Consider the following 20,315-nt stretch of genomic DNA (forward strand, 5'->3'; position numbering starts at 1 on the left):
CATAAACACTTACGTAAGATCCATCCAATATCAAATGTGCATAATTCAGACTTTATGCTTAATAAACCCGTCACGCAGATCTACCAAAATCACGCACTGCCACTGATCAGCTATCCTGGCTATTCTTCCAGGCAAGAACAAACCTGATCTCTCCGAACGAAGCCGACTCTCCAAGAAGACTTTTCAAGCCTCCGATTGAAACAACTTCCATGCGGCCAATAGCCTCTGTAACCGAAGAAATCACATCGGCTGACACCAGCTCGCTAATCTCTATATCCCCTTGCTGAACGTAATGAGCCAGATGACCCTCAATGGTTGACAAAGCCAGTCCCCTTGCAGACGCAACCTCGGAAATAGTCGACCCTTCTCTGAACATCCTGTAAGACTCTGACTTTGTATCCGGCTTTTTTGAAGAGCCTTTAACCTTCTTCTCTTCTTTCTCACCTGGTAGTTTCTCTGCCCTGGCTTTCTTCTTCTCTTTTCCTGGCGGCATATTCGAAGAAAGATTGTTTTCTTCGCAATACGCGCGGATGATCTGCAAAAACTCTACACCATAGCTCCCAACCTTCACCTTTCCAAATCCGGAGATTCTCTCCAATTCCGTCTCGTCCTGTGGCAAATAGTTAACGAGCTCTTCCAACGTCTTACTACTTGCCACCAGATATAAGGGTTGCTCCTTCCTCGCACTGATTGCATCGCGCAACTGCTTCAATTGCCAGTACAATGAAGGGTGGGGCAAATTCTTCTTCACCTCCGCCGACCCGCCAAAAACATTTACAGAAAAAGACGAAGGCTGAAAAGACCTTTTCTTAAGTTGCCATGCTTCAAGGTCGATATCAACAGAAAAGCCATTTACCAGATATTGATGGACCGATAAAGCGGAGAACAACTCCTTGATCCTCTCATTCACCTCTCTCGCAAAATTTTTATTATCCGTGCTAACCGTACAGGCTTGCAGATGTCCTATCATCTTATGGATCTCTCCGGAAAAATGCGGACAAGCTCGTTTGACCCGCTCGGATACCTGAGTATTCAGCGTTAACTCTGGCTCCACTCCAAGCTGTTGCTTGATCCATTCGTGGAACTTCAGCCCGGTCTCTCTCATTGACGCGACCAACTGGCCTGCTTTATCAACCCAGCTTACAGAGTCATCCCGGAAAGAAGATTCATGTTTCCTCACAAAACCGGCCAGTACTGTTACCTGTTCAGACTCCTTCCGGAAATCAAATACATCCATTAACAATTCAACCCTTGCAGCCAGGCTGGCTTCCCGCAACTCTCCCTTCAAAGCCTCCGCCGATGCACTATTCCTGGCAAACTCGGAGATCCTTGGATCATTCCTTAAACTGGAAGAGTTGATCCTGCTTTTCAAAACCAAACCATCCAAATCTGTACAGCGGCTGAGAGCTACATATACCTGTCCCGGCGCAAAAGCCTTACCCACATCAATTATCGCCCGTTCGAATGTGAGACCCTGGCTCTTGTGGACAGTAATTGCCCAGGCCAGGCGAAGCGGGTACTGAGAAAACGATCCTAAAGTTTCCTCCTCCAGTAGCCTATTTGAAGGGTTAACTGAATACCTGATATTATCCCATTTATCCTTTTTAACTTCTATCTCCTCTTCTTCTGCACACTGCACCCAGATCTTTTCACCTTCGACCCTGCTAACAAAACCGATCTTTCCATTGAAAAAACGCTTTCCCCGTTCCGCCGCATCATTCCTAATGAACATTACCTGGGCGCCTTCGCAAAGAACCAGTGTCTCATCCGCGGGATAACTGGTACCGGGAAATTCACCGGTGACTTCCGCATTAAAATAAAAATGCTCTGCTGTCAACTTTTGAAGCTCATCAGAATTGATCTTCCTTACGATCTCATTATGAGTTGTAAGCATAATATAGCCATCATTCGAACTCCGCTCAAAGGAAGGAAGATATCGACTCTCCAATATCTCAAATCCGTCCTCGTCAAGCTCATCATTCCTCACCTGGTTCAACAAATTGATAAACTTCTCCTCATTCTGCCTGTACACTTTGTTAAACTCAACATATACCGGCAACTCGTCGCGAAGCACATGACTATCAAAAAAGTAAGGACTGCGATAATGTTCAGATAACCACTGCCAAACGTCCTCCCTTGTAACAGGTGGCAACTGGAACATATCACCAATGAACAGGACCTGAACACCACCAAACCTCTCAGCCGGCCGTTTTCTGACATGACGCAATACTGTATCTATGGCATCAAGCGTATCTGCTCTTACCATACTGATCTCATCTATTACCAGCAGTTCAAGCTCCTCCAGGACGCGGATCTTTTCCCGCGTCATCTTCAGCCTGTCTATCAAGGCTGAAGCGTTGGTGAACTCTTCAGAGGAAGACCTCGAAAATGGTTGACTCGCTGCCGGAATAAACGGTCCGAACGGCAATTGAAATAATGAGTGAATGGTAACTCCACCTGCATTTATAGCAGCAACTCCCGTAGGAGCAACCACCGCGATCTGCTTGGCACAATTCGCCCTGATATATCTAAGGAAGGTCGTCTTCCCTGTACCAGCCTTACCTGTCAGGAAAATATTCCTTGTACTCTGATTGACCAACGCCAGCGCCAGTTGGAACATCGTATTTGCCTTATCAATATTATTTCCTGCTTCCACTTCTTAAAATCTGGTAATTTGACAAAATAAAGTAAAAAAAGAGTATAAAACCCTACCGTTACACCAGGGACAAATAATACTCACAATCATCCTGAACCAATTTGTCCAATATCAGTAACTCGCTTACCAGCACTTCGGTTACTGTCTTAGAGATTCCCCGGCTATTCCGGAAGTTCCTGTTCACCAATCTCCCCAATACAGCCACCTGCGTATCCTTCTCAAGATACTTCTCTGCAATGACTGCTATCTTACCCTGCGCAACCAAAACGTGTGACTGAGATTCTGTTACTTTAGCCCCCTTCGCATTATAATAACAGTCATCTATAAATATGGAAAACCTCGCTGTCTTCTTCCCCTCCTCGCTTCCCCTGACAATTGGCTTGTCAACAACAACTCCTACTAACTGAACATTATTCTTGATCGCATACATACACTGATTTTTCTAAGCAATTTACTACTGCTCATAACCCATACAAAGGTGAAAACCCCGCGAAAGAATGTTTTAATACAGCACCTTTAGATGAAAACACATCGCCATGAACCCTCCTTTGATATTATTTTCAACAGGTTCAAACGTATAACTGCGAAAAGCCTATTGGTATACATACGAAATAAAAATATCAAACCACTGTAACCTAATAGCTTAAGAAAAATCCATCTAATACCCATAGACAAAAGAATAAAAGAATAGTAGTTTAAAGGTCATCCTATAATCATCTAAAACTACCTTATGAAAACCATATCCATCGCACGCCTTGCAGGCTTCAGCTTTTTTAGCCTGACATTTCTTTCTCCAACGACCGAGCAAACCACCGGCAACAACTTTGAAAACTTTGAACTACCTACCGTCCTTAAGCAAAGCATGCTCAGTATTTCAACGCTCATAAACAACTGTTCCGAAAAAATAGAAACATCGCTATCCTATATGAACAGGCAAGCGATCCGGAATAATACTACCGTCACCGGCGAACGCTCGCCGGATTCGTCAATCAATATAGAGCAATTCAGACCATCAAACAGGGATGACGAAGTAGTAACAAATACAATCGCAAAAAAAATAACATCGAAATTCCCAACAAACTCTACTGTCAGCCCTGTGAGTGATAAAGCACTTTCACAAGTACACACACACGCTAATAATCAAACCCCGACAGAAAACATAATCATATACAAGCCCAGAACAGATGAACAAGAAACAATGACTGCTCCTGATTTCTATGTCGATGAAGAAATCGAAACCATCACCCGCTCAACGTCCACTGCGCCCGTGCCTATGATCACCAATTCACAGGAAGCAGGAATCAAATCATACCCTGAAGACCTACTGCAAATACAAATTGATAAACTGAAAGAACTATCAATCTCAAAAGGGTACTCCAAACAATATGCGCTGATGATCAACCTCGGAATGAGGTCCGGGAAAAAACGGTTTCACATAGTTGACCTGGTCAATAATAAAATAATTCAAAGCGGCCTGGTTGCACACGGAAAAGGAAAAGAAAAATTCACTCTGAATAAAACCTACTCCAACCAATATGGAAGTTCCTGTAGTTCACTCGGACTGTATAAGGTTGGTGACACATACAATGGCTCTTTCGGGAAATCTTTCCGGCTTATAGGACTCGAAAAGACAAACAGCAATGCATTATCCAGAGCAATAGTGCTGCATTCTATGGGGTGTATTCCCGATGAAGAGAGCGACTACCCAATTTGTCAAAGCGAGGGTTGCCCTTCTGTATCTCCAAACTTCCTGAATACACTAAGCCAGATAATCAAAACAAGCAGGGAACCGATACTTCTGTGGATGTTCGATCCACTGATAGATACAGCAACACACAGGAAATAAAATACAGCTAACTGCAACATATAAACTGCCCTTATGGGGCAGTTTTCGTTTGTATACGAATCCATACATTTGTCTTAACAACCCAGCTTTAGTGAAAGAACAACTCAAATCGATATTAAAGTCAATCGGTGTCTACCATCCGCTCCAATCCCTGTACAGATCAATACTGCGAAACTTTGAAAACCTGCGCTACAAAATAACTTACAACCGCTACAAAGGAAAAGGCTATACCTGCAATTTCTGCAACGCTACTTATAGTAAATTCGTTCCGGAATATCCTTCACAGGAAATCAGCAATGCTATTTACACAAACAAAGTAATAGCCGGCTATGGCGAAAATGTATTTTGCCCAAACTGCCTGAGTAAAAACAGGGAAAGACTTGTAAAAGACGTTCTGGATAACTTCATTCATTTTCAGGAAAAAAAAATACTACACTTTTCTCCGGAGAAACATCTATTCAGATATCTTAAACCACTCTCGGATATTACCACCATAGACATATTTCCCGGCTTCTATAAATACATAGACAAAAAAATCATTTATGGAGACGCGACAGACCTGCGGTTTGCGGACAACAGCTTCGACATTGTCATTGCCAATCATATTCTCGAACATATACCAGACGACCGCAAAGCAATGAAAGAAATTCACAGGGTTCTTCTTAAAGGTGGCGTTGCTCTTCTTCAATGTCCCTGGTCAGTATCACTCGCCAAGACAATTGAAGACCCATCTATAAACGACAAAGCAAAACAAGCTGAGCTATATGGGCAAGCAGATCATGTCCGTATCTATACCCTGGAAGATTATATAGAAAGACTAAAGCATTCAGGCTTCACAGTGAGAACGATTCCTTATGAAGAGCTACTGCAATTCAGCAGACACGCAACCCAGGTTGGAGAACCGGTCGTATTGGCGTATAAAGGAAACGCCTGAATATTTCAGGAAGAAAAGTGAATACATGAAGTCGAATACCTTGGATAAATTTAAATAAATTGAACGTTCAGGCTTCGATACACCTGACCCGGATTACCTTATTCACACGGATCTCACCTACTCGAAATACACGGCAACCCCATGGCAAGCAGAACCTACAACCTATTAAACTTTCAAACTGATTCGGATCAGGAACAAAAGTTGGGGAATGGTCTACAAAATGGACTTGGTTGAAATGTTCCGGATGAGCATCGCCCGCATAAACTTCTGCCGACTCTTCCACCCTAGCGAAGCGGAGGAGGGAACCCAGGACAGTCGCCAAAAACGATCTATCGCCCTCAGCGTGTCAGCTTGTCACCATTTTTCACTGCCTGAAATCCCGTCAAACTTTGGACGGCCAAAGGACGACCAAGAGACGGACTAACGACGACTAACAAGCATTTCAAAAACACGCGAAGTTTGACCCTGAATGATTATCATCAGTCAACACATAGCTGGCTTCTCGTGCCAGAATGTCGTATCTGAGAAGTATATATCGCTTCAGGGCGTGCTCAGGTTTTTTGTGCCCGATCAGACAGCTATCGCTTAAAAACTTGTAAGTAGCCAAGTGATGATAACCCGTTTGCAGAATACCGGCAAGCCTGATTACACCAGGCGAAAGACCGAAGCAAAAAGGAAAAACTTTAAACTTTTAAACCATTAAACATTTAAACAACCATCCCACAGCTTCTGAATGTAAGCCACTACCCATCTCCTGCTAAGTTGTATAAACAAAAAACCCCGGAATAAATTCCAGGGTCTTTGTGGTGTGGGGCGGGATCGAACCGCCGACACAAGGATTTTCAGTCCTTTGCTCTACCGACTGAGCTACCGCACCTAATTCTTTCCGTATTCACTTTCTAAAGTCAGCTACTGTACCGAAAGGGCAGCAAAAATAGAGGTTTTTGCACAATTGCTAAACTTTTATGTGAATTATTTTAAAGAAAAAATTGAATTACATACCGTATTCGCTCAAAAACTTAATCCGCATGATCTTCAACTGCTCCCAGTTAAAGTTATGATCAGATAATTCTTCTTGCGCCACCTGCAATGAAGAAGTATCACAGCCTTTGAAATAATCAATGATCTCATCCTGTTCATCCTCATCGAGCATTTCATCAATAGCGTAATCAAGGTTCAACTTTGTACCACTCGCTGCGATGGTTTCCATCTCTTCCAGCATCTCATCAATTCTCCAACCCTTGTTCTTTGCAATAGTCTCCAGGGAAACCTTCTTATCAGTGTTCTGTATAATATATACCTTGTTACCACTCTTATTCACCACACTTTTCATCACAAAATCATCGGGCTTCTCAATATTATTCTCCTCAACATACTTTGCAACCATTTCCACGAATGGTTTACCATACCGGATAGCCTTTCCTTTACTCACTCCCTGACATTTATCCAGATCAGCTACGTTAGTCGGATAAAGAGTGGCCATATCCTGCAATGAACTCTCCAGGAAGATCACAAAAGGAGGAAGATTCTTCTTCTTCGCTTCTCTCTGCCTTAATTCCTTAAGCATTTCAAACAACTTCTCATCAGTAGCTGCACCAGAGCTGGCTTCTGCAGTTTCTTCATCATCCGCATTTGCCTCTTCGTACAAATTATTCAATACAATCTCAAAGGTCTTTGGCTTCTTCAGGAATGCCTCTCCTTTCTTTGTAAATTTCAGTACGCCATACTCCTCGATATCTTTAGAGAGCAAACCTTCCAGGAGCATTTGTCTGATCAAAGAATTCCAGAAATGCGGTTCTCTCTGATTACCGCTGGCAAAAGCAGTAATTCCTTCGTGACGGAACATTTTGATCTGTGGGGTCAGTTTTCCGGTAATGATCTGAACAACATACTCTGTAGCAAAACGCTCATCCAACTGCTTTAGCGCTTTTAATACGATCACTGCTTCATCCTTCGCCTCCACTCTCTCTTTCGGATGTTTGCAGTTATCGCATTGCCCACAATTTTCAGTAGTGAATTCCTCGCCGAAATAACTCATCAGCACCTTACGACGACAAACACCACTCTCTGCATATGCAACAGTTTCATTGATCAGCTGCGCACCCACTTCTCTCTCGCTAAGCGGCTTGTCGCGCATCAAATGCTCAAGCTTGCTTACATCCTTATGAGAATAATAGAGAATACATCTTCCCTCCATTCCGTCGCGACCGGCACGACCAGTTTCCTGGTAATAATTCTCGATAGACTTTGGAATATTATAGTGAATTACGAAACGGATATCGGGCTTATCGATCCCCATTCCAAAAGCAATAGTTGCGCAGATAACCTGAACATCTTCATTCAGGAACTGGTCCTGACGGTCCGCACGAACTTTACTATCGAGTCCTGCGTGATACGCAACTGCTTTCACTCCATTCGCAACAAGGATAGCGGCCAGTTCCTCTGTTGTTTTTCTATTCAATGTATAGATGATACCACTCTTCGATTTCATGCTTTTGATGAATCGAACGATATTCTCATCGGTCTGTGACTTCTTGATCTTCGGTTGTATCTCATAATACAGATTTGGTCTGTTGAAGGATGAGATGAAGACATTTGTATTTTGAAGATCCAGGTTCTTGATAATATCACTTTGCACCTTTGGTGTTGCTGTGGCAGTAAGCGCGATAACCGGAATATCCGGGTTGATCTGCGTCATCATTTCACGAAGGCGGCGATACTCCGGACGGAAATCATGTCCCCATTCAGAAATACAATGCGCCTCGTCCACAGCAAAAAAAGAAAGCTTAAGATCAGAGAAAAATTCCAGGTTCTCCTGCTTTGTCAACGTTTCCGGAGCGACGTATAACATCTTGGTCTTTCCACTCAGCAGGTCGTCATGAACTTCTTTTATTTCCTTTTTAGTAAGAGTAGAGTTCAAAAAGTGCGCAACCTCATCATTACTGCTGTAGCCACGAACCAGATCCACCTGATTCTTCATCAGCGCGATCAATGGGGAAACGATTATTGCTACCCCTTCCATCACCATTGCTGGTAACTGATAACACAGGCTCTTTCCTCCGCCCGTCGGCATGATAACAAATGTATCGTGCCCGGCCAGCAGAGACTCAATAACCTTCTCTTGTGTGCCTTTGAATTTATTGAACCCGAAATGTTCCTGTAATGCCTTGTGCAGGTCGAAGCGTTGCTTCGGTTGACTTTCCTCTTTCGATTGTTTTTTTGAAGTTGCTTTCTTAGCAGTTGTTGTTCCCATTTGCTCTCAATTATTACACCCGGAAAAACACCGGGATCTTAACCCATTATAAGATACTTTTTTTCACCCAAACCTGCAATTCACAGCCTTGGTTATGCAAGCATCAATCCACTAAACAGAATAAGGTTTCTCTTGCAAAAAGCCGGGAAGATGATCGGCTGTTGGTATAAAAACTAGTCCGGCCACCACGGCCAGGGAGCAATTTTCGACACAGATCTTAACCCCGCTCAAGAGGACTGCGAATTTACAACTCGTGTACCGTTTAACATAGCCCTAATCGTTAAAATTCGGGGAAATGAATGGTTAACGGTAATTTGCCCTGAAAAGCTCTAATTTTGCCGGGCATTCATCATTGGCGAACAATTTCTTATGGCTGTTTCCGTTAAACAGATCGCGCTGCAAACGATTGGCCTGGAAGCCCAGGCAATAGCAGATCTCCGGTCTCACATCAATGAAGACTTTGAAAAAGCTGTTTCGGCCATTGCTGGTTGTAAAGGGCGCATTGTGATAAGTGGCATTGGAAAGAGCGCTGTAATTGCACAAAAGATCGTGGCAACTTTCAATTCGACCGGGACGCCATCTATCTTCATGCACGCGGCAGACGCCATCCATGGTGACCTAGGGATCGTACAACAGGATGATATCGTTATTGTTATAAGCAAAAGTGGAGAAAGTCCGGAAATAAAATTGCTTATTCCCCTGCTCAGAAACTTTGGAAACACTATCATAGCTATGGTAGGCAATATCCAATCTTTTCTGGCTAAACAGGCACAGATAATACTTGACACAACCGTCAGCCAGGAAGCATGCCCGAACAACCTGGCCCCAACATCCAGCACAACGGCACAGCTCGTAATGGGAGACGTTCTCGCTGTCTGCCTGATGGAGTTAAAAGGCTTTCGTTCAGAAGATTTTGCAAAATTCCACCCAGGTGGAACTCTTGGTAAAAAACTATACCTACGGGTATCAGATCTTTATCCATCAAACGAAAAACCCATGGTCAAGCCTGATCAGCCCCTGCAGGAAGTGATCATGGAAATGACGCAAAAACGACTGGGAGTTACAGCGGTGGTAGACGGCAAACAGCATCTCCTCGGAATAATTACGGACGGCGACCTTAGGAGAATGCTTCGCAATAATATCAGGTTTGACGACAAAATAAAAGCGGCCGATATTATGACAAAAGCTCCAAAAACGATCGCACCGGGCGAACTCGCGGTCCAGGCACTTGATATATTGCGAAAAAATGAGATTACACAACTGGCAGTAATCGAAAACGGAGCCTATCTTGGCATTATACATTTACACGACCTTATAAAAGAAGGCATCATTTAACCAAATCCTGATTTTACTTCACATTCACTATGAACAAACATCACTACGTTGCAATCATGGCCGGCGGAATCGGCAGCCGATTCTGGCCAATGAGCAGAACCAATTATCCAAAACAATTCCTGGACATTCTGGGCACCGGTAAGACACTGATTCAGCAAACGTTCGACCGCTACAAACATCTCGTGCCCGAAGAGAATATATATGTTGTGACATCCGCCGAATATGTGGATCTGGTAAAACAACAGCTCGAAACAATTCCCCATGAAAACATCGTTGCCGAACCATCCCGGAAAAATACAGCACCTTGCGTTGCATATATTTCCTTTAAGATCGCACAAAAAGATCCGAAGGCGCTGATGATGGTAGCACCTGCAGATCATCTTGTTCTTGACATTAATGCATTCGTGGCAACCGCTACCAAAGCGCTCGATTTCGTGGATAACATCAACGCACTTGTAACTATCGGTATCAAACCAACATACCCGAACACCGGATATGGCTATATCCAGCATGACGCACCGGAAGTTACCCCAGGTGTTTACAAGGTGAAAACCTTTACAGAAAAACCTAACCTGGAACTTGCCAAGACCTTCCTGTCCAGCGGAGATTTCCTGTGGAATGCCGGCATCTTTACCTGGAAAGTAAAAACGATCATTGATTCGTTTGAAAAATTCCTTCCTGAAATGTATGAAGTATTTCATGCTGAAGAAAGCAAGTTCAATACTCCGGAAGAGAAAGAAGCTATCGATCGGATATATCCGCAGTGTACCAACATTTCCATAGATTTCGGCATTATGGAAAAAGCAGACAATGTATACGTTATCCCTGCGTCATTTGAATGGAGTGATCTCGGTACCTGGAACAGTGCCTGGGAAAACATGGAAAAAGACTATTTCCAAAATGCAGTTGTAGGCAACTATGTAATGGTATACGACACAAAGAATACTATGGTACATGTTCCGGATAACAAACTTGTCTTGCTCCAGGGTCTTGAAGGCTACATCGTGGTTGACACAAAAGATGTCCTCCTGATCTGTCAGAAAGATAAAGAACAGGAGATCAAGGAATATGTGGCAGAGATCAAAAGAAACAAAGGCGATCGTTTTTTATAAAAAAATCTATGTTCAAAAAACTCAGAACAGTTATCTACCATGTAAAAGACCTCGAAGGAGCTAAACAATGGTATACAAAAGCTACCGGAATAAATCCCTACTTTTCGGAGATATTCTATGTCGGGTTTGACATAAATGGGTTCGAACTTGGCCTCGACCCTGATATGAGCAATGTTGAACAGGGTAACCATACCGTTTCGTACTGGGATGTGGATGATGTATCGAAAGAAATTGAACATCTCCTTTCAATAGGCGCGAAACTGGTTCAGGACAAGACAAATGTTGGTGGAAACATCAATGTCGGAATTGTCGAGGACCCGTTCGGAAATCATTTGGGCCTGATCGAAGGAGAATAAAACGTCAAAATCTTGTTTTTACACAACCTTGTTAACGCAAGGTTTTTTTATTTTTATAGCACAAACTTTTATATGTCTCCTTATCCATTACATAATATCCTGTTCGTCGATATAGAAACCGTTCCCCAATATCCGGGCTATGAACAGCTGGCAACTGAATGGAAAGAACTTTGGGGCAAAAAAGCCGAGATCCTTCTCCGAAACCGGGAAGATGAAACAATAGAAAGCATCTATGAACGCGCAGGTATATATGCAGAGTTCGGAAAGATCATCTGCATCAGCTGTGGAGTTATACAGGGAACAGGAAACGAAAGGAAACTGCTATTGAAATCATTTGCCGGCGATAGTGAACAGGTGCTGTTGCACGATTTCTCGGAGATGCTTCGAAAATGGGCGGGCAATGAAACAAAATACCTGTGTGCACATAACGGAAAAGAGTTCGACTTTCCTTATATGTGCCGCAGGATGATCATCAATGGTCTCCCCATTCCAACAATTCTTAACTCAAGCGGGAAAAAACCCTGGGAGGTAAATTTTCTGGATACTATGGAACTCTGGAAGTTTGGAGATTTTAAAAACTATACCTCACTAAACCTGCTCGCTACGGCCTTGTCCGTCCCTACACCGAAAGATGACATCGATGGAAGCATGGTCGGAGAAGTATACTGGAAAGAAAAAAATATAGACCGGATCGTAAACTACTGTCAGAAAGACGTTGCTACAACTGTACAGGTATTTCTCAAAATGATGGGGGAAGTTTCAATTAAATCAAATAACATCGAGATCAAACAATAACGAAGATCTTAGATCATCAAAACACTATAATGAAAAGAACAAACTATTCATCAGGTGCAAAATGGGAAGATATCGTCGGCTACAGCCGGGCAGTTAGAACAGGAAATACAGTTGAGATAACAGGAACAGTAGCAGTGAACGAAAATAATCAACTGGTCGGAGGAAATGACGCATATGAACAAACCAGGTTTATACTTCAGAAAATAGAAAAGGTATTAGTGCAAACAGGGGCTTCGCTCAAAGACGTGGTCAGAACAAGAATGTTTGTCACAGACATTACCCGCTGGCAGGAATATGGAAGAGCACATGGCGAAGTCTTTGCTGACATAAAACCGTGCACATCCATGATAGAAGTGAAAGGGCTTATAGAACCAGCATACCTGATAGAGATCGAAGCAACCGCAGTAATAACCGATTAGTATGAATATAGAAACCCTGCAGGAATACTGCCTCTCCAAACCTGGAGCAGAAGAAACACTTCCCTTCGGTCCTGATACACTGGTTTATAAGATCAACGGCAAAGTATTTCTACTGGTAGGCCTTGAAAGCAACCCGCTTCAGTTCAATGTAAAATGTGATCCGGATACAGCTTTGGAACTCCGCGAAGAATACCCTTGTGTCCTTCCCGGATACCATATGAATAAGAAGCACTGGAATACGATCATAGTAGATGGATCCGTAGCAATGGCTACATTGAAACAATGGATCGATTGGTCTTATGATCTGGTAAAAGGTAAACCAAAAGCGAAGAAAAAATAACTATAAAAGAGAAAACGTGTCAACATTCATATCCAAACTACCAGATACCGGAACCAGTATTTTCACAGTGATGAGTGCGCTTGCAAGTGAACATAATGCGGTTAATCTTGGCCAGGGATTTCCCGATTTCCCCATGAACCAGGAATTGATTGGTCTTGTAGAAAAAGCAATGAAGGCAGGGTTCAACCAGTACGCGCCAATGCAGGGATATACACCGTTGCGAAATATCCTCTCTGAGAAAATTGCTTCGCTGTATTCAACAGCTGTTGACCCCGATTCTCAAATCACGATCACGCCGGGAGGAACCTATGCTATATATACAGCTCTTACGACGATCCTTCGTCCGGGCGATGAAGTGATCATATTCGAACCAGCTTATGACAGCTATATCCCAAATGTTGTGGCGAACGGCGCAACGCCGGTACTGGTCAACCTTCAATTTCCGGAATACAAAATAGACTGGGATGAAGTTGAAAAAAAGATCACTTCAAAAACGAAGATGATCATGTTAAATACGCCTCACAATCCTACGGGGGCTATTATATCCGACAACGATATTCAACGGTTGAGAAAGATTGTCTCAAATACAGGCATCTATATTCTCAGTGATGAAGTGTATGAACATCTGATATTCGATAATTCTAAACACTGCAGCATACTAAGGTATCCCGACCTCCTGGAAAGAAGCTTTGTCTGCTTCTCGTTCGGTAAAGTATATCATTGCACGGGTTGGAAACTGGGCTATATTGTCTCCTCACCATTATTGATGAAAGAATTCAGAAAACTTCATCAGTTCAATTGTTTCTCCTGCCATACACCCTCACAGGTTGCACTTGCGCAATTTCTTGAAAATACTGAAGCATATACAAGCCTCGGAACTTTCCTTCAAAAGAAAAGAGACTATTTTATCAACCTGATGAGCTCAACCAGGTTTGACCTCCTCGACAGTAAAGGCAGCTACTTCATATGCGCCAGGTATGAAAGAATAAGTGATGAAAGCGACAAAGATTTTGCTGTCAGAATTACCAAAGAATATGGTGTCGCTACCATTCCTGTGTCCGCATTCTATAGATCAGGAACAGACAATAAAGTCATCAGATTCTGTTTCGCGAAAAAGGAAGAAACCCTGGAACAGGCAATTGAAAGATTGAATAAGATAAACTAATGATCCTTCAGTAAAAAATAACCGGATCCTCTTCAGAGAGATCCGGTCATCTTTTACTTATAAAAATGCTTCTATAACTACAAACCAGCTTTAGCGCTGATCTCGAGCATGCGATCGATGGGCTTCTTAGCAGCAAGACGCAGCTCCTCATCCATATTAATGTCCGGAGTTTCATACTCCATACACAGGTACAGCTTCTCCAATGAATTCAACTTCATATGCGGACAATCATTGCAGGCACAACTATTAGTTGGTGGTGCTGGAATGAAAGTCTTACCAGGTGATGATTTCATCATCTGATGCAGAATACCGGTCTCTGTTGCCACAATAAACTCATTAGCAGGATCTGTCTGTGTAAACTTCAGGAGACCCGTAGTGGAGCCTATATAGTCTGCAATGCGAAGTACGGGTTCCTCACATTCAGGGTGAGCAATAAACTTAGCGTTTGGATGTCGTTGCTTAAGCTTGGTGATCTTCTCCAGGCTAAAGATCTCATGAACCATGCAGGCACCGTTCCACAATAGCATATCCCTGCCGGTCACTTTGTTGATATAGCCACCAAGGTTCTTATCGGGTGCGAAAATGATCTTCTGATCTTTCGGAAAGCTATCCACAATGACCCTGGCATTACTGCTCGTCACAATCACATCGCTCAGCGCCTTGATACCTGCACTGCAGTTGATGTAACTGACAACGATATGATCCGGATGCTCTTCTTTGAATCGCTTGAATAAGGGAGGAGGACAGCTATCACTGAGGGAACAACCAGCCATCAGGTCGGGAATGACAACCTTTTTCGTTGGGTTAAGGATCTTGGCAGTCTCTGCCATGAAGTGTACTCCGGCGAAAACGATCATATCCGCAGTAGTCTTTTCAGCTTGTTGAGCCAAACCAAGACTGTCCCCGATGTAGTCCGCTACGTCCTGGATGTCTGGCTCCTGGTAGTAGTGTGCCAACACAACGGCATTCTTTTCCTTCTTCAACCTTTCGATCTCCGCGAAAAGATCAAGTGTCGGATCCAGATCGATGTCGAGGAAACCTCTTTGTTGAACTTTTTGTTTTGCCGCCGCGATTGTTGCTGTGTCCATAACCCGATTTTTTTGACTGCCTGATTGATTGGGGGAGCAATATTCCTTCAGCTTTCCCGATTTTTCAAATCAATTTTTTTTTAGCCCCCCTCTAGTTCTAATATTAATAATATAATATTTTATAAAAAAGAGTTTATTATTATTAGGGCTGTGAATTAGTGGATAACGTCCTCCTGCGAAATTAGTCATTCATCGTAATCCACATTAAAAACAGAGAAATCCACATAATGTTTTAGCGAGTTTACTGTATTGTAGCTATGCTATCCACATGTTTGTTGAAAACAGTTCTGGAAAAATAGACCGGATAAGCGGAGGTGGATATGTGTGGATTAAGGTCGAACAAATGATGAATTACGGACCGGCCTGGTAGTACCCCGAGGGTGATCAACAACTTCTATCCTTAAAGTTCCATTTCATACTAACGTTTCACATTGGATTATTAACATCCGACAAAGGATATTCACAGGTTATTGTGGGTAAAAACCCGTTTTCGGATCAGGATTTTTACTAATAATAGCCTGTTTCAGAGCTTTTATTGAATAGCCAGGAGCCTTGACATACTTATCTTTTGATATACGTTATCGGCTTTCTGTCCGGAAAAAGCTGCAAATTCCCGCAAGGGCTATTAATTCCGGCCATATTTCCTTTACTTGAGCCTTAATCAAGCAAAATGAAGGGGTTTTGTTGTGGTCAGGATAGTATCTGTCAGGAATCGTTCTGGAAATCTAATTTTTGGCTGGAAGCTTCGGAAATATGTTGCGAACAGACAGTTTGACAAGTCACTTTTAAGCGCCGAATTTAAGGTAGGCGAATCCTCCAAAAGCCTTGAAAAACTTGAGTTTTAGGCGGTTTTCCACAATTTGTTCATAAGCATAATTCCCCTATTTTTGCCATCCGTTTTTTTAACCTTACATATTAATATGTCAGTAATTCAGAACATACAGGACAAGTATGCAAAACTAATGGCGGTTATCATCGCCCTCGCGCTTATCATTTTTGTCGTAATGCTAGCCTTTGAGAATGGAGGAAGTCTTTTCCGCGGCGGTAACACCACCGTTGTTGGTAAAGTAGATGGCAAAGAAATCGACTACAATTCAATTGAACCAAGAGTTAAACAACAGGAAGATGCCAACAGGCAACAGGGTTATCCTGCAGATATGGCCCGCCAGACTGCCCTTGAGCAGGTGTGGAGCCAGGAAGTAGGAAAGATCATCCTGGAAAGTGAAGCTGATAAATTGGGTATGCAGATCGGTAAGAAAGAATTAGGTGATATATTATATGGTGCAAATCCACCTGAAGATCTTAAAAGAATGTTCTCTGATCCAAACACAGGAGTATATAATGCACAAAAAGCTAAACAGGACATCGATCAGATGCTGAAAGCGAAAACAACTCCCAAAGAGCAGAAAGCACAATTCAATACTTTCCTGAACTATCTGGAACTGATCCGGATCAACGATAAGTATAACTCTTTGCTGCTTAACACAACGAATTTCCCAAAATGGTTTATCGAAAAGCAAAATGCTGAAAATAGCCAGATCGCAAATATCTCCCTGGTGAGACAGGCATACAGCAGCATTCCTGACAGTGTTGTAAAAGTAACCGATAAGGAAGTCCAGGACTATATCAGCAAACATAAAGAACAGTTTAAACAGGAAGAAAGCCGCGCTATCTCTTATGTGTCTTTCAGTGCACTACCAACTGGTACTGACAGCTCTGCTGCACATGAAAGATTAATGCAGCTGAAACCTGGTTTTGACAGTGCTTCTAATATGCAGGATTACCTGGAAGCGCAGGGTGTTGAAACATTCTACAATGGTTATATCAAAGGCGAGAAGATCCAGGTTCCTTCTAAAGATTCTATCATCCGTGTTCCGGTTGGTACAACTTACGGACCTTACATTGATGGTGGAAACTATTCAATCGCGAAACTCCTCGGTGCAAGAACACAACCTGATTCTGTAACGGTACGTCACATCCTTATTGCCACAGCGCAACAGGATCCTCAGACTGGCGCATTGACACCTGTAAGAGATTCGGCTTCTGCAAAGAAGATCATCGACAGTATCCGCACTGCAATTAATACAGGTTCTAATTTCGATTCGCTTGTTGCACAGCTTTCCGAAGATCCGGGCAGCAAACAAACTGGTGGTAAATATGAGAACATGGTTTCAGGCCCACCATTGGATGTAGCCTTTAACGAATTCATTTTCGGTAACCCGGTTGGTTCAAAAGGAATAGTAAAAACTGTATTCGGTTATCACTACATAGAGATCCTTTCTGCAAAAGGTGCTTCAACTGCTTATAAAATTGCTTATCTCGGAGTTCCTATCGAAGCCAGCAACGAAACAGACGGAAGTGCAAACAACGCAGCTTCACAATTTGCAAGCTCAAGCCGCGACAAAAAAGCATTTGATGCCAATGCAGAAAAACTCCAGGCAAAAGGTATCAACAAAGCGTTTGCCCAGGATATCACCCCAACTGCTTCGCAGGTAATGGGTCTTGGTTCTTCAAGAACATTTGTAAAAGCTATCTATGATGCAGATCTGGGCGATGTTCTGGATCCGATCAAAGTTGGTGACAATTATGTTGTAGCACTGGTTACTGAAGTAAATGAGAAAGGTACACAGTCAGTTGCCAAATCACGTATGATGGTTGAACCTTTGCTCCGTAATCAAAAGAAAGCGGAAGAGATCACTAAAAAGATCGGTAACATCACCACACTCGAAGCTGCGGCAGCTGCCATGGGCAACCAACCAATTGAAAGAGCTGACAGTATCCGTATTTCAGGTATGCCGCCTTCACCACTGGTAAGCTCAGAGCCGAAAGTGTTGGGAGCAGCATTTAACCCTGCAAACAAAGGCAAGGTAGTTACACAGGCTATTCCTGGTAACAATGGAGTTTATGTTCTTCGTGTTGATAACGTATCTGCTACCGCGGTGGCTGATGCGAATGTTGCTGAACAGCGTAAGCAACGCTATGAGCAGGCTAAAATGAGAGGTGCTGGCTACTACCAGCAAGCACTGATGCAAGCTGCCAATATCAAGGATAATCGCGCTAAGTTCTTCTGATAAAAGCGATAAATAGTAGAAAAGGGCCTTGTCATTCGACAAGGCCCTTTTGTTTTAAACAAACCCGGTGACCAGGTGTTATCTTTGTAATTAAATCACTGGAAATGGAACAGCCGATCATAAATAAAGTAGCAGAAAGCGGATTGATCACACTCGACCCGGCCAGTTTCTTACCTCAAGGTGAGACCAAGGTATTTGACCTAAAGGAATATCTCTTTATGGGTCTCATACTCAAGGAAAAGGATTTCCGTGAAGCATTAAAGAACCTCGATTGGGAACAATTCCGCGGTAAGAATGTTGCCCTGACCTGTACGGCAGACGCCATCATACCCGTTTGGGCATACATGCTTGTGGCAGTATATCTTGAGCCCGTCGCCGCAGAAATAGTGGTTGGAGATGTGACTCAGCTTAACCGCGAACTCTTCCTGAAAAATATTGCTGCTATAAATCCTGAAGAATACCAGGGAAAAAGGATCGTCGTAAAAGGATGCGGCGATACACCTATCGGAGAATTCGTATACATGGAAATAACCAAACGTCTTCGCCCGGTAGTGAAAAGTATCATGTATGGAGAACCATGCAGTACGGTTCCCGTCTACAAGTCCAAGAGTTAAAAGAGGTTACTGATAAAGAAGCCTCTTTAGGGTTTATATTTATTACCACTATGCTTTTGCAGGAAAAAATGCACCAGCAATAAAAACCTCTGCCTCATTAATCTTCTTCTAACCTTAGCTTAGAACCAACCTTTCTTGCGGAACATCCAGATCATCCATACAGGAATAAACAGCATGAGGCCAACAGCGATCCAGAAGCCGTAGGTATTATGCAGGTAGGGTATGTCATCGAAATTCATTCCGAATATACCACCTATAACTGTAGCAGGGGCGAGAAGACAGGTTACGATCGCCATTACCTTCATCACTTCGTTCAGCCGGAGATTTACATTACTAACATAGAGGTCCTGCATACTGACCATTATATCACGATAGTTCTCGCCGAGATCGATCGCCTGAACGATGTGATCATAAATATCTTTGTAGTATTTGGTATTCCTGTCGTCGAGAAGATCGCTCTCGCTACGTATGATATTTCCTATAAGATCACGAACGGGAACAGTGTTTCTTTTAAGAACGATAAGTTCTTTTCGGAGCTGGTTGATCTTTGCAAGGGAGCGTTTATCGCTTTTACGGATCACCTCTTCCTCCAGTGATTCAATTCGCTCTCCAAGTTTTTCCATTACGATGTAGTAATTATCTACGATCAGATCCAGCATTGTATAGCAGAGATAATCAGCCGTTCGCTGACGGGCTTTGCTGTTTGCCATTTTCAACCGGTCGCGTAAAGGATTGAAAACATCTCTGTTTGCATCTTCCTGGAAACTTAGCACATAATTTTTTCCCAGTACAATACTGATCTGTTCCTGTTCTACGGTTTGTTTTTCATCATTGTAATAGAGCATGTTTAACAAACAGAAAAGAACCCCTTCTACTTCGTCCATTTTAGGGCGTTGATTGATGCTAAGAATATCTTCGATCAGCAACGGGTGTATGCCGAATTGATTTGACATTGCTTCCACATCAGCTTTTCTCAGACCATCAACATTTATCCAGGTGATCCGGTTGCTGTCTTTGTATTTGAAAGCATCCTGCACGCAGGAGAGTTTTTTCTCTTCAATATGATCTGCGTCGTAGTTATATACACAAACAATGACTTCCTGTGCCTCTGCCCGTTGGGGTATGATAGTAGGATTAACAGAAAGGATCTCTTTCGTTCTTTCCGTTCCGAATAAGGCCGGTAGATACAGATAGCGGAGATATTTTTCAGGGTTCAATTTTACGCTCATTCGAGAAAGTTATGAAAAGATGTGGAAATTGGATGTTGACACGGAAATACAAAAAAAATCTTAAAGCAAAAACCCGGCTAAACCATCAGGAACATCTTCGGT

At 42.9% G+C, this 20,315-nt stretch carries 16 protein-coding genes and 1 tRNA gene; 11 read left to right on the top strand and 6 right to left on the bottom strand.

Annotated features, from left to right (window positions below; genetic code table 11):
- Positions 1–106 precede the first annotated feature (106 nt).
- Both LZZ85_RS01865 and LZZ85_RS01870 read right to left on the bottom strand, forming a co-directional pair.
- A complete protein-coding gene (locus LZZ85_RS01865) occupies positions 107–2,656 on the bottom strand; it encodes a helix-turn-helix domain-containing protein (RefSeq protein ID WP_237868224.1) in 2,550 nt (849 codons plus the stop codon).
- Positions 2,657–2,714: 58 nt separating this feature from the next.
- A complete protein-coding gene (locus LZZ85_RS01870) occupies positions 2,715–3,086 on the bottom strand; it encodes a single-stranded DNA-binding protein (RefSeq protein WP_237868225.1) in 372 nt (123 codons plus the stop codon).
- Between the two features lie 300 nt (positions 3,087–3,386).
- Between LZZ85_RS01870 and LZZ85_RS01875 the strand changes: the two genes are divergently transcribed.
- Together LZZ85_RS01875 and LZZ85_RS01880 are read left to right on the top strand one after the other, a co-directional pair.
- Positions 3,387–4,502 carry a murein L,D-transpeptidase catalytic domain-containing protein gene (locus LZZ85_RS01875; RefSeq protein WP_237868226.1) on the top strand — a complete coding sequence of 372 codons (1,116 nt, stop codon included), beginning with the start codon at positions 3,387–3,389 and terminating at the stop codon, positions 4,500–4,502.
- A 91-nt stretch (positions 4,503–4,593) separates the two neighbouring features.
- Entirely contained in the window at positions 4,594–5,436 is an 843-nt protein-coding gene (locus LZZ85_RS01880) for a class I SAM-dependent methyltransferase (RefSeq protein ID WP_237868227.1), read from the top strand.
- 804 nt (positions 5,437–6,240) lie between these two features.
- On the opposite strand, the gene LZZ85_RS01885 is transcribed toward LZZ85_RS01880, so the two are convergent.
- Together LZZ85_RS01885 and recQ are read right to left on the bottom strand one after the other, a co-directional pair.
- Positions 6,241–6,313, bottom strand: a tRNA-Phe gene (locus LZZ85_RS01885).
- Positions 6,314–6,430: 117 nt separating this feature from the next.
- Positions 6,431–8,689, bottom strand: coding sequence for a DNA helicase RecQ (gene recQ / locus LZZ85_RS01890; protein WP_237868228.1), 2,259 nt, complete (start codon positions 8,687–8,689; stop codon positions 6,431–6,433).
- A 369-nt stretch (positions 8,690–9,058) separates the two neighbouring features.
- On the opposite strand from recQ, the gene LZZ85_RS01895 reads away from it, so the two are divergent.
- From LZZ85_RS01895 to LZZ85_RS01925, 7 genes are all read left to right on the top strand, one after another.
- Positions 9,059–10,024 (top strand): KpsF/GutQ family sugar-phosphate isomerase, encoded by a 966-nt coding sequence (locus LZZ85_RS01895; protein WP_237868229.1) that lies wholly within the window; start codon positions 9,059–9,061, stop codon positions 10,022–10,024.
- A 29-nt stretch (positions 10,025–10,053) separates the two neighbouring features.
- Positions 10,054–11,136, top strand: coding sequence for a mannose-1-phosphate guanylyltransferase (locus LZZ85_RS01900; RefSeq protein ID WP_237868230.1), 1,083 nt, complete (start codon positions 10,054–10,056; stop codon positions 11,134–11,136).
- An 8-nt stretch (positions 11,137–11,144) separates the two neighbouring features.
- On the top strand, positions 11,145–11,492 hold the full coding sequence (locus tag LZZ85_RS01905; protein WP_237868231.1) for a VOC family protein: 348 nt from the start codon (positions 11,145–11,147) through the stop codon (positions 11,490–11,492).
- 72 nt (positions 11,493–11,564) lie between these two features.
- Positions 11,565–12,287 carry a 3'-5' exonuclease gene (locus tag LZZ85_RS01910; protein WP_237868232.1) on the top strand — a complete coding sequence of 241 codons (723 nt, stop codon included), beginning with the start codon at positions 11,565–11,567 and terminating at the stop codon, positions 12,285–12,287.
- Between the two features lie 29 nt (positions 12,288–12,316).
- Positions 12,317–12,706, top strand: coding sequence for a RidA family protein (locus LZZ85_RS01915; protein ID WP_237868233.1), 390 nt, complete (start codon positions 12,317–12,319; stop codon positions 12,704–12,706).
- 1 nt (position 12,707) lies between these two features.
- Positions 12,708–13,046 (top strand): MmcQ/YjbR family DNA-binding protein, encoded by a 339-nt coding sequence (locus tag LZZ85_RS01920; protein ID WP_237868234.1) that lies wholly within the window; start codon positions 12,708–12,710, stop codon positions 13,044–13,046.
- Positions 13,047–13,062: 16 nt separating this feature from the next.
- Positions 13,063–14,211, top strand: a complete 1,149-nt coding sequence (locus LZZ85_RS01925; RefSeq protein ID WP_237868235.1) for a methionine aminotransferase — start codon at positions 13,063–13,065, stop codon at positions 14,209–14,211.
- A 77-nt stretch (positions 14,212–14,288) separates the two neighbouring features.
- On the opposite strand, the gene nadA is transcribed toward LZZ85_RS01925, so the two are convergent.
- Positions 14,289–15,299, bottom strand: a complete 1,011-nt coding sequence (nadA, locus tag LZZ85_RS01930) for a quinolinate synthase NadA (protein WP_237868236.1) — start codon at positions 15,297–15,299, stop codon at positions 14,289–14,291.
- Positions 15,300–16,219: 920 nt separating this feature from the next.
- Between nadA and LZZ85_RS01935 the strand changes: the two genes are divergently transcribed.
- The gene (locus LZZ85_RS01935; RefSeq protein ID WP_237868237.1) at positions 16,220–18,370 is read left to right on the top strand and encodes a SurA N-terminal domain-containing protein; all 2,151 of its coding nucleotides are present in this window, start codon (positions 16,220–16,222) and stop codon (positions 18,368–18,370) included.
- Between the two features lie 104 nt (positions 18,371–18,474).
- Entirely contained in the window at positions 18,475–18,984 is a 510-nt protein-coding gene (locus LZZ85_RS01940; RefSeq protein ID WP_237868238.1) for a DUF2480 family protein, read from the top strand.
- Positions 18,985–19,103: 119 nt separating this feature from the next.
- Here LZZ85_RS01940 and corA read toward each other — a convergent pair whose 3' ends face one another.
- Positions 19,104–20,213, bottom strand: a complete 1,110-nt coding sequence (gene corA, locus LZZ85_RS01945; RefSeq protein ID WP_237868239.1) for a magnesium/cobalt transporter CorA — start codon at positions 20,211–20,213, stop codon at positions 19,104–19,106.
- Positions 20,214–20,315 lie beyond the last annotated feature (102 nt).

Origin of the sequence: Terrimonas ginsenosidimutans, from assembly GCF_022012415.1 — a bacterium.
GTDB lineage: Bacteria > Bacteroidota > Bacteroidia > Chitinophagales > Chitinophagaceae > Terrimonas_A > Terrimonas_A ginsenosidimutans.

Bases quoted from the DNA above. Each gene is read 5' to 3' on its own strand.
- LZZ85_RS01920 (WP_237868234.1), top strand. From the start codon at position 12,708: ATGAATATAGAAACCCTGCAGGAATACTGCCTCTCCAAACCTGGAGCA.
- LZZ85_RS01900 (WP_237868230.1), top strand. From the start codon at position 10,054: ATGAACAAACATCACTACGTTGCAATCATGGCCGGCGGAATCGGCAGC.
- LZZ85_RS01870 (WP_237868225.1), bottom strand. From the start codon at position 3,086: ATGTATGCGATCAAGAATAATGTTCAGTTAGTAGGAGTTGTTGTTGAC.
- LZZ85_RS01940 (WP_237868238.1), top strand. From the start codon at position 18,475: ATGGAACAGCCGATCATAAATAAAGTAGCAGAAAGCGGATTGATCACA.
- LZZ85_RS01905 (WP_237868231.1), top strand. From the start codon at position 11,145: ATGTTCAAAAAACTCAGAACAGTTATCTACCATGTAAAAGACCTCGAA.
- LZZ85_RS01895 (WP_237868229.1), top strand. From the start codon at position 9,059: ATGGCTGTTTCCGTTAAACAGATCGCGCTGCAAACGATTGGCCTGGAA.
- recQ (WP_237868228.1), bottom strand. From the start codon at position 8,689: ATGGGAACAACAACTGCTAAGAAAGCAACTTCAAAAAAACAATCGAAA.
- LZZ85_RS01935 (WP_237868237.1), top strand. From the start codon at position 16,220: ATGTCAGTAATTCAGAACATACAGGACAAGTATGCAAAACTAATGGCG.
- corA (WP_237868239.1), bottom strand. From the start codon at position 20,213: ATGAGCGTAAAATTGAACCCTGAAAAATATCTCCGCTATCTGTATCTA.
- LZZ85_RS01875 (WP_237868226.1), top strand. From the start codon at position 3,387: ATGAAAACCATATCCATCGCACGCCTTGCAGGCTTCAGCTTTTTTAGC.
- LZZ85_RS01915 (WP_237868233.1), top strand. From the start codon at position 12,317: ATGAAAAGAACAAACTATTCATCAGGTGCAAAATGGGAAGATATCGTC.
- LZZ85_RS01910 (WP_237868232.1), top strand. From the start codon at position 11,565: ATGTCTCCTTATCCATTACATAATATCCTGTTCGTCGATATAGAAACC.
- nadA (WP_237868236.1), bottom strand. From the start codon at position 15,299: ATGGACACAGCAACAATCGCGGCGGCAAAACAAAAAGTTCAACAAAGA.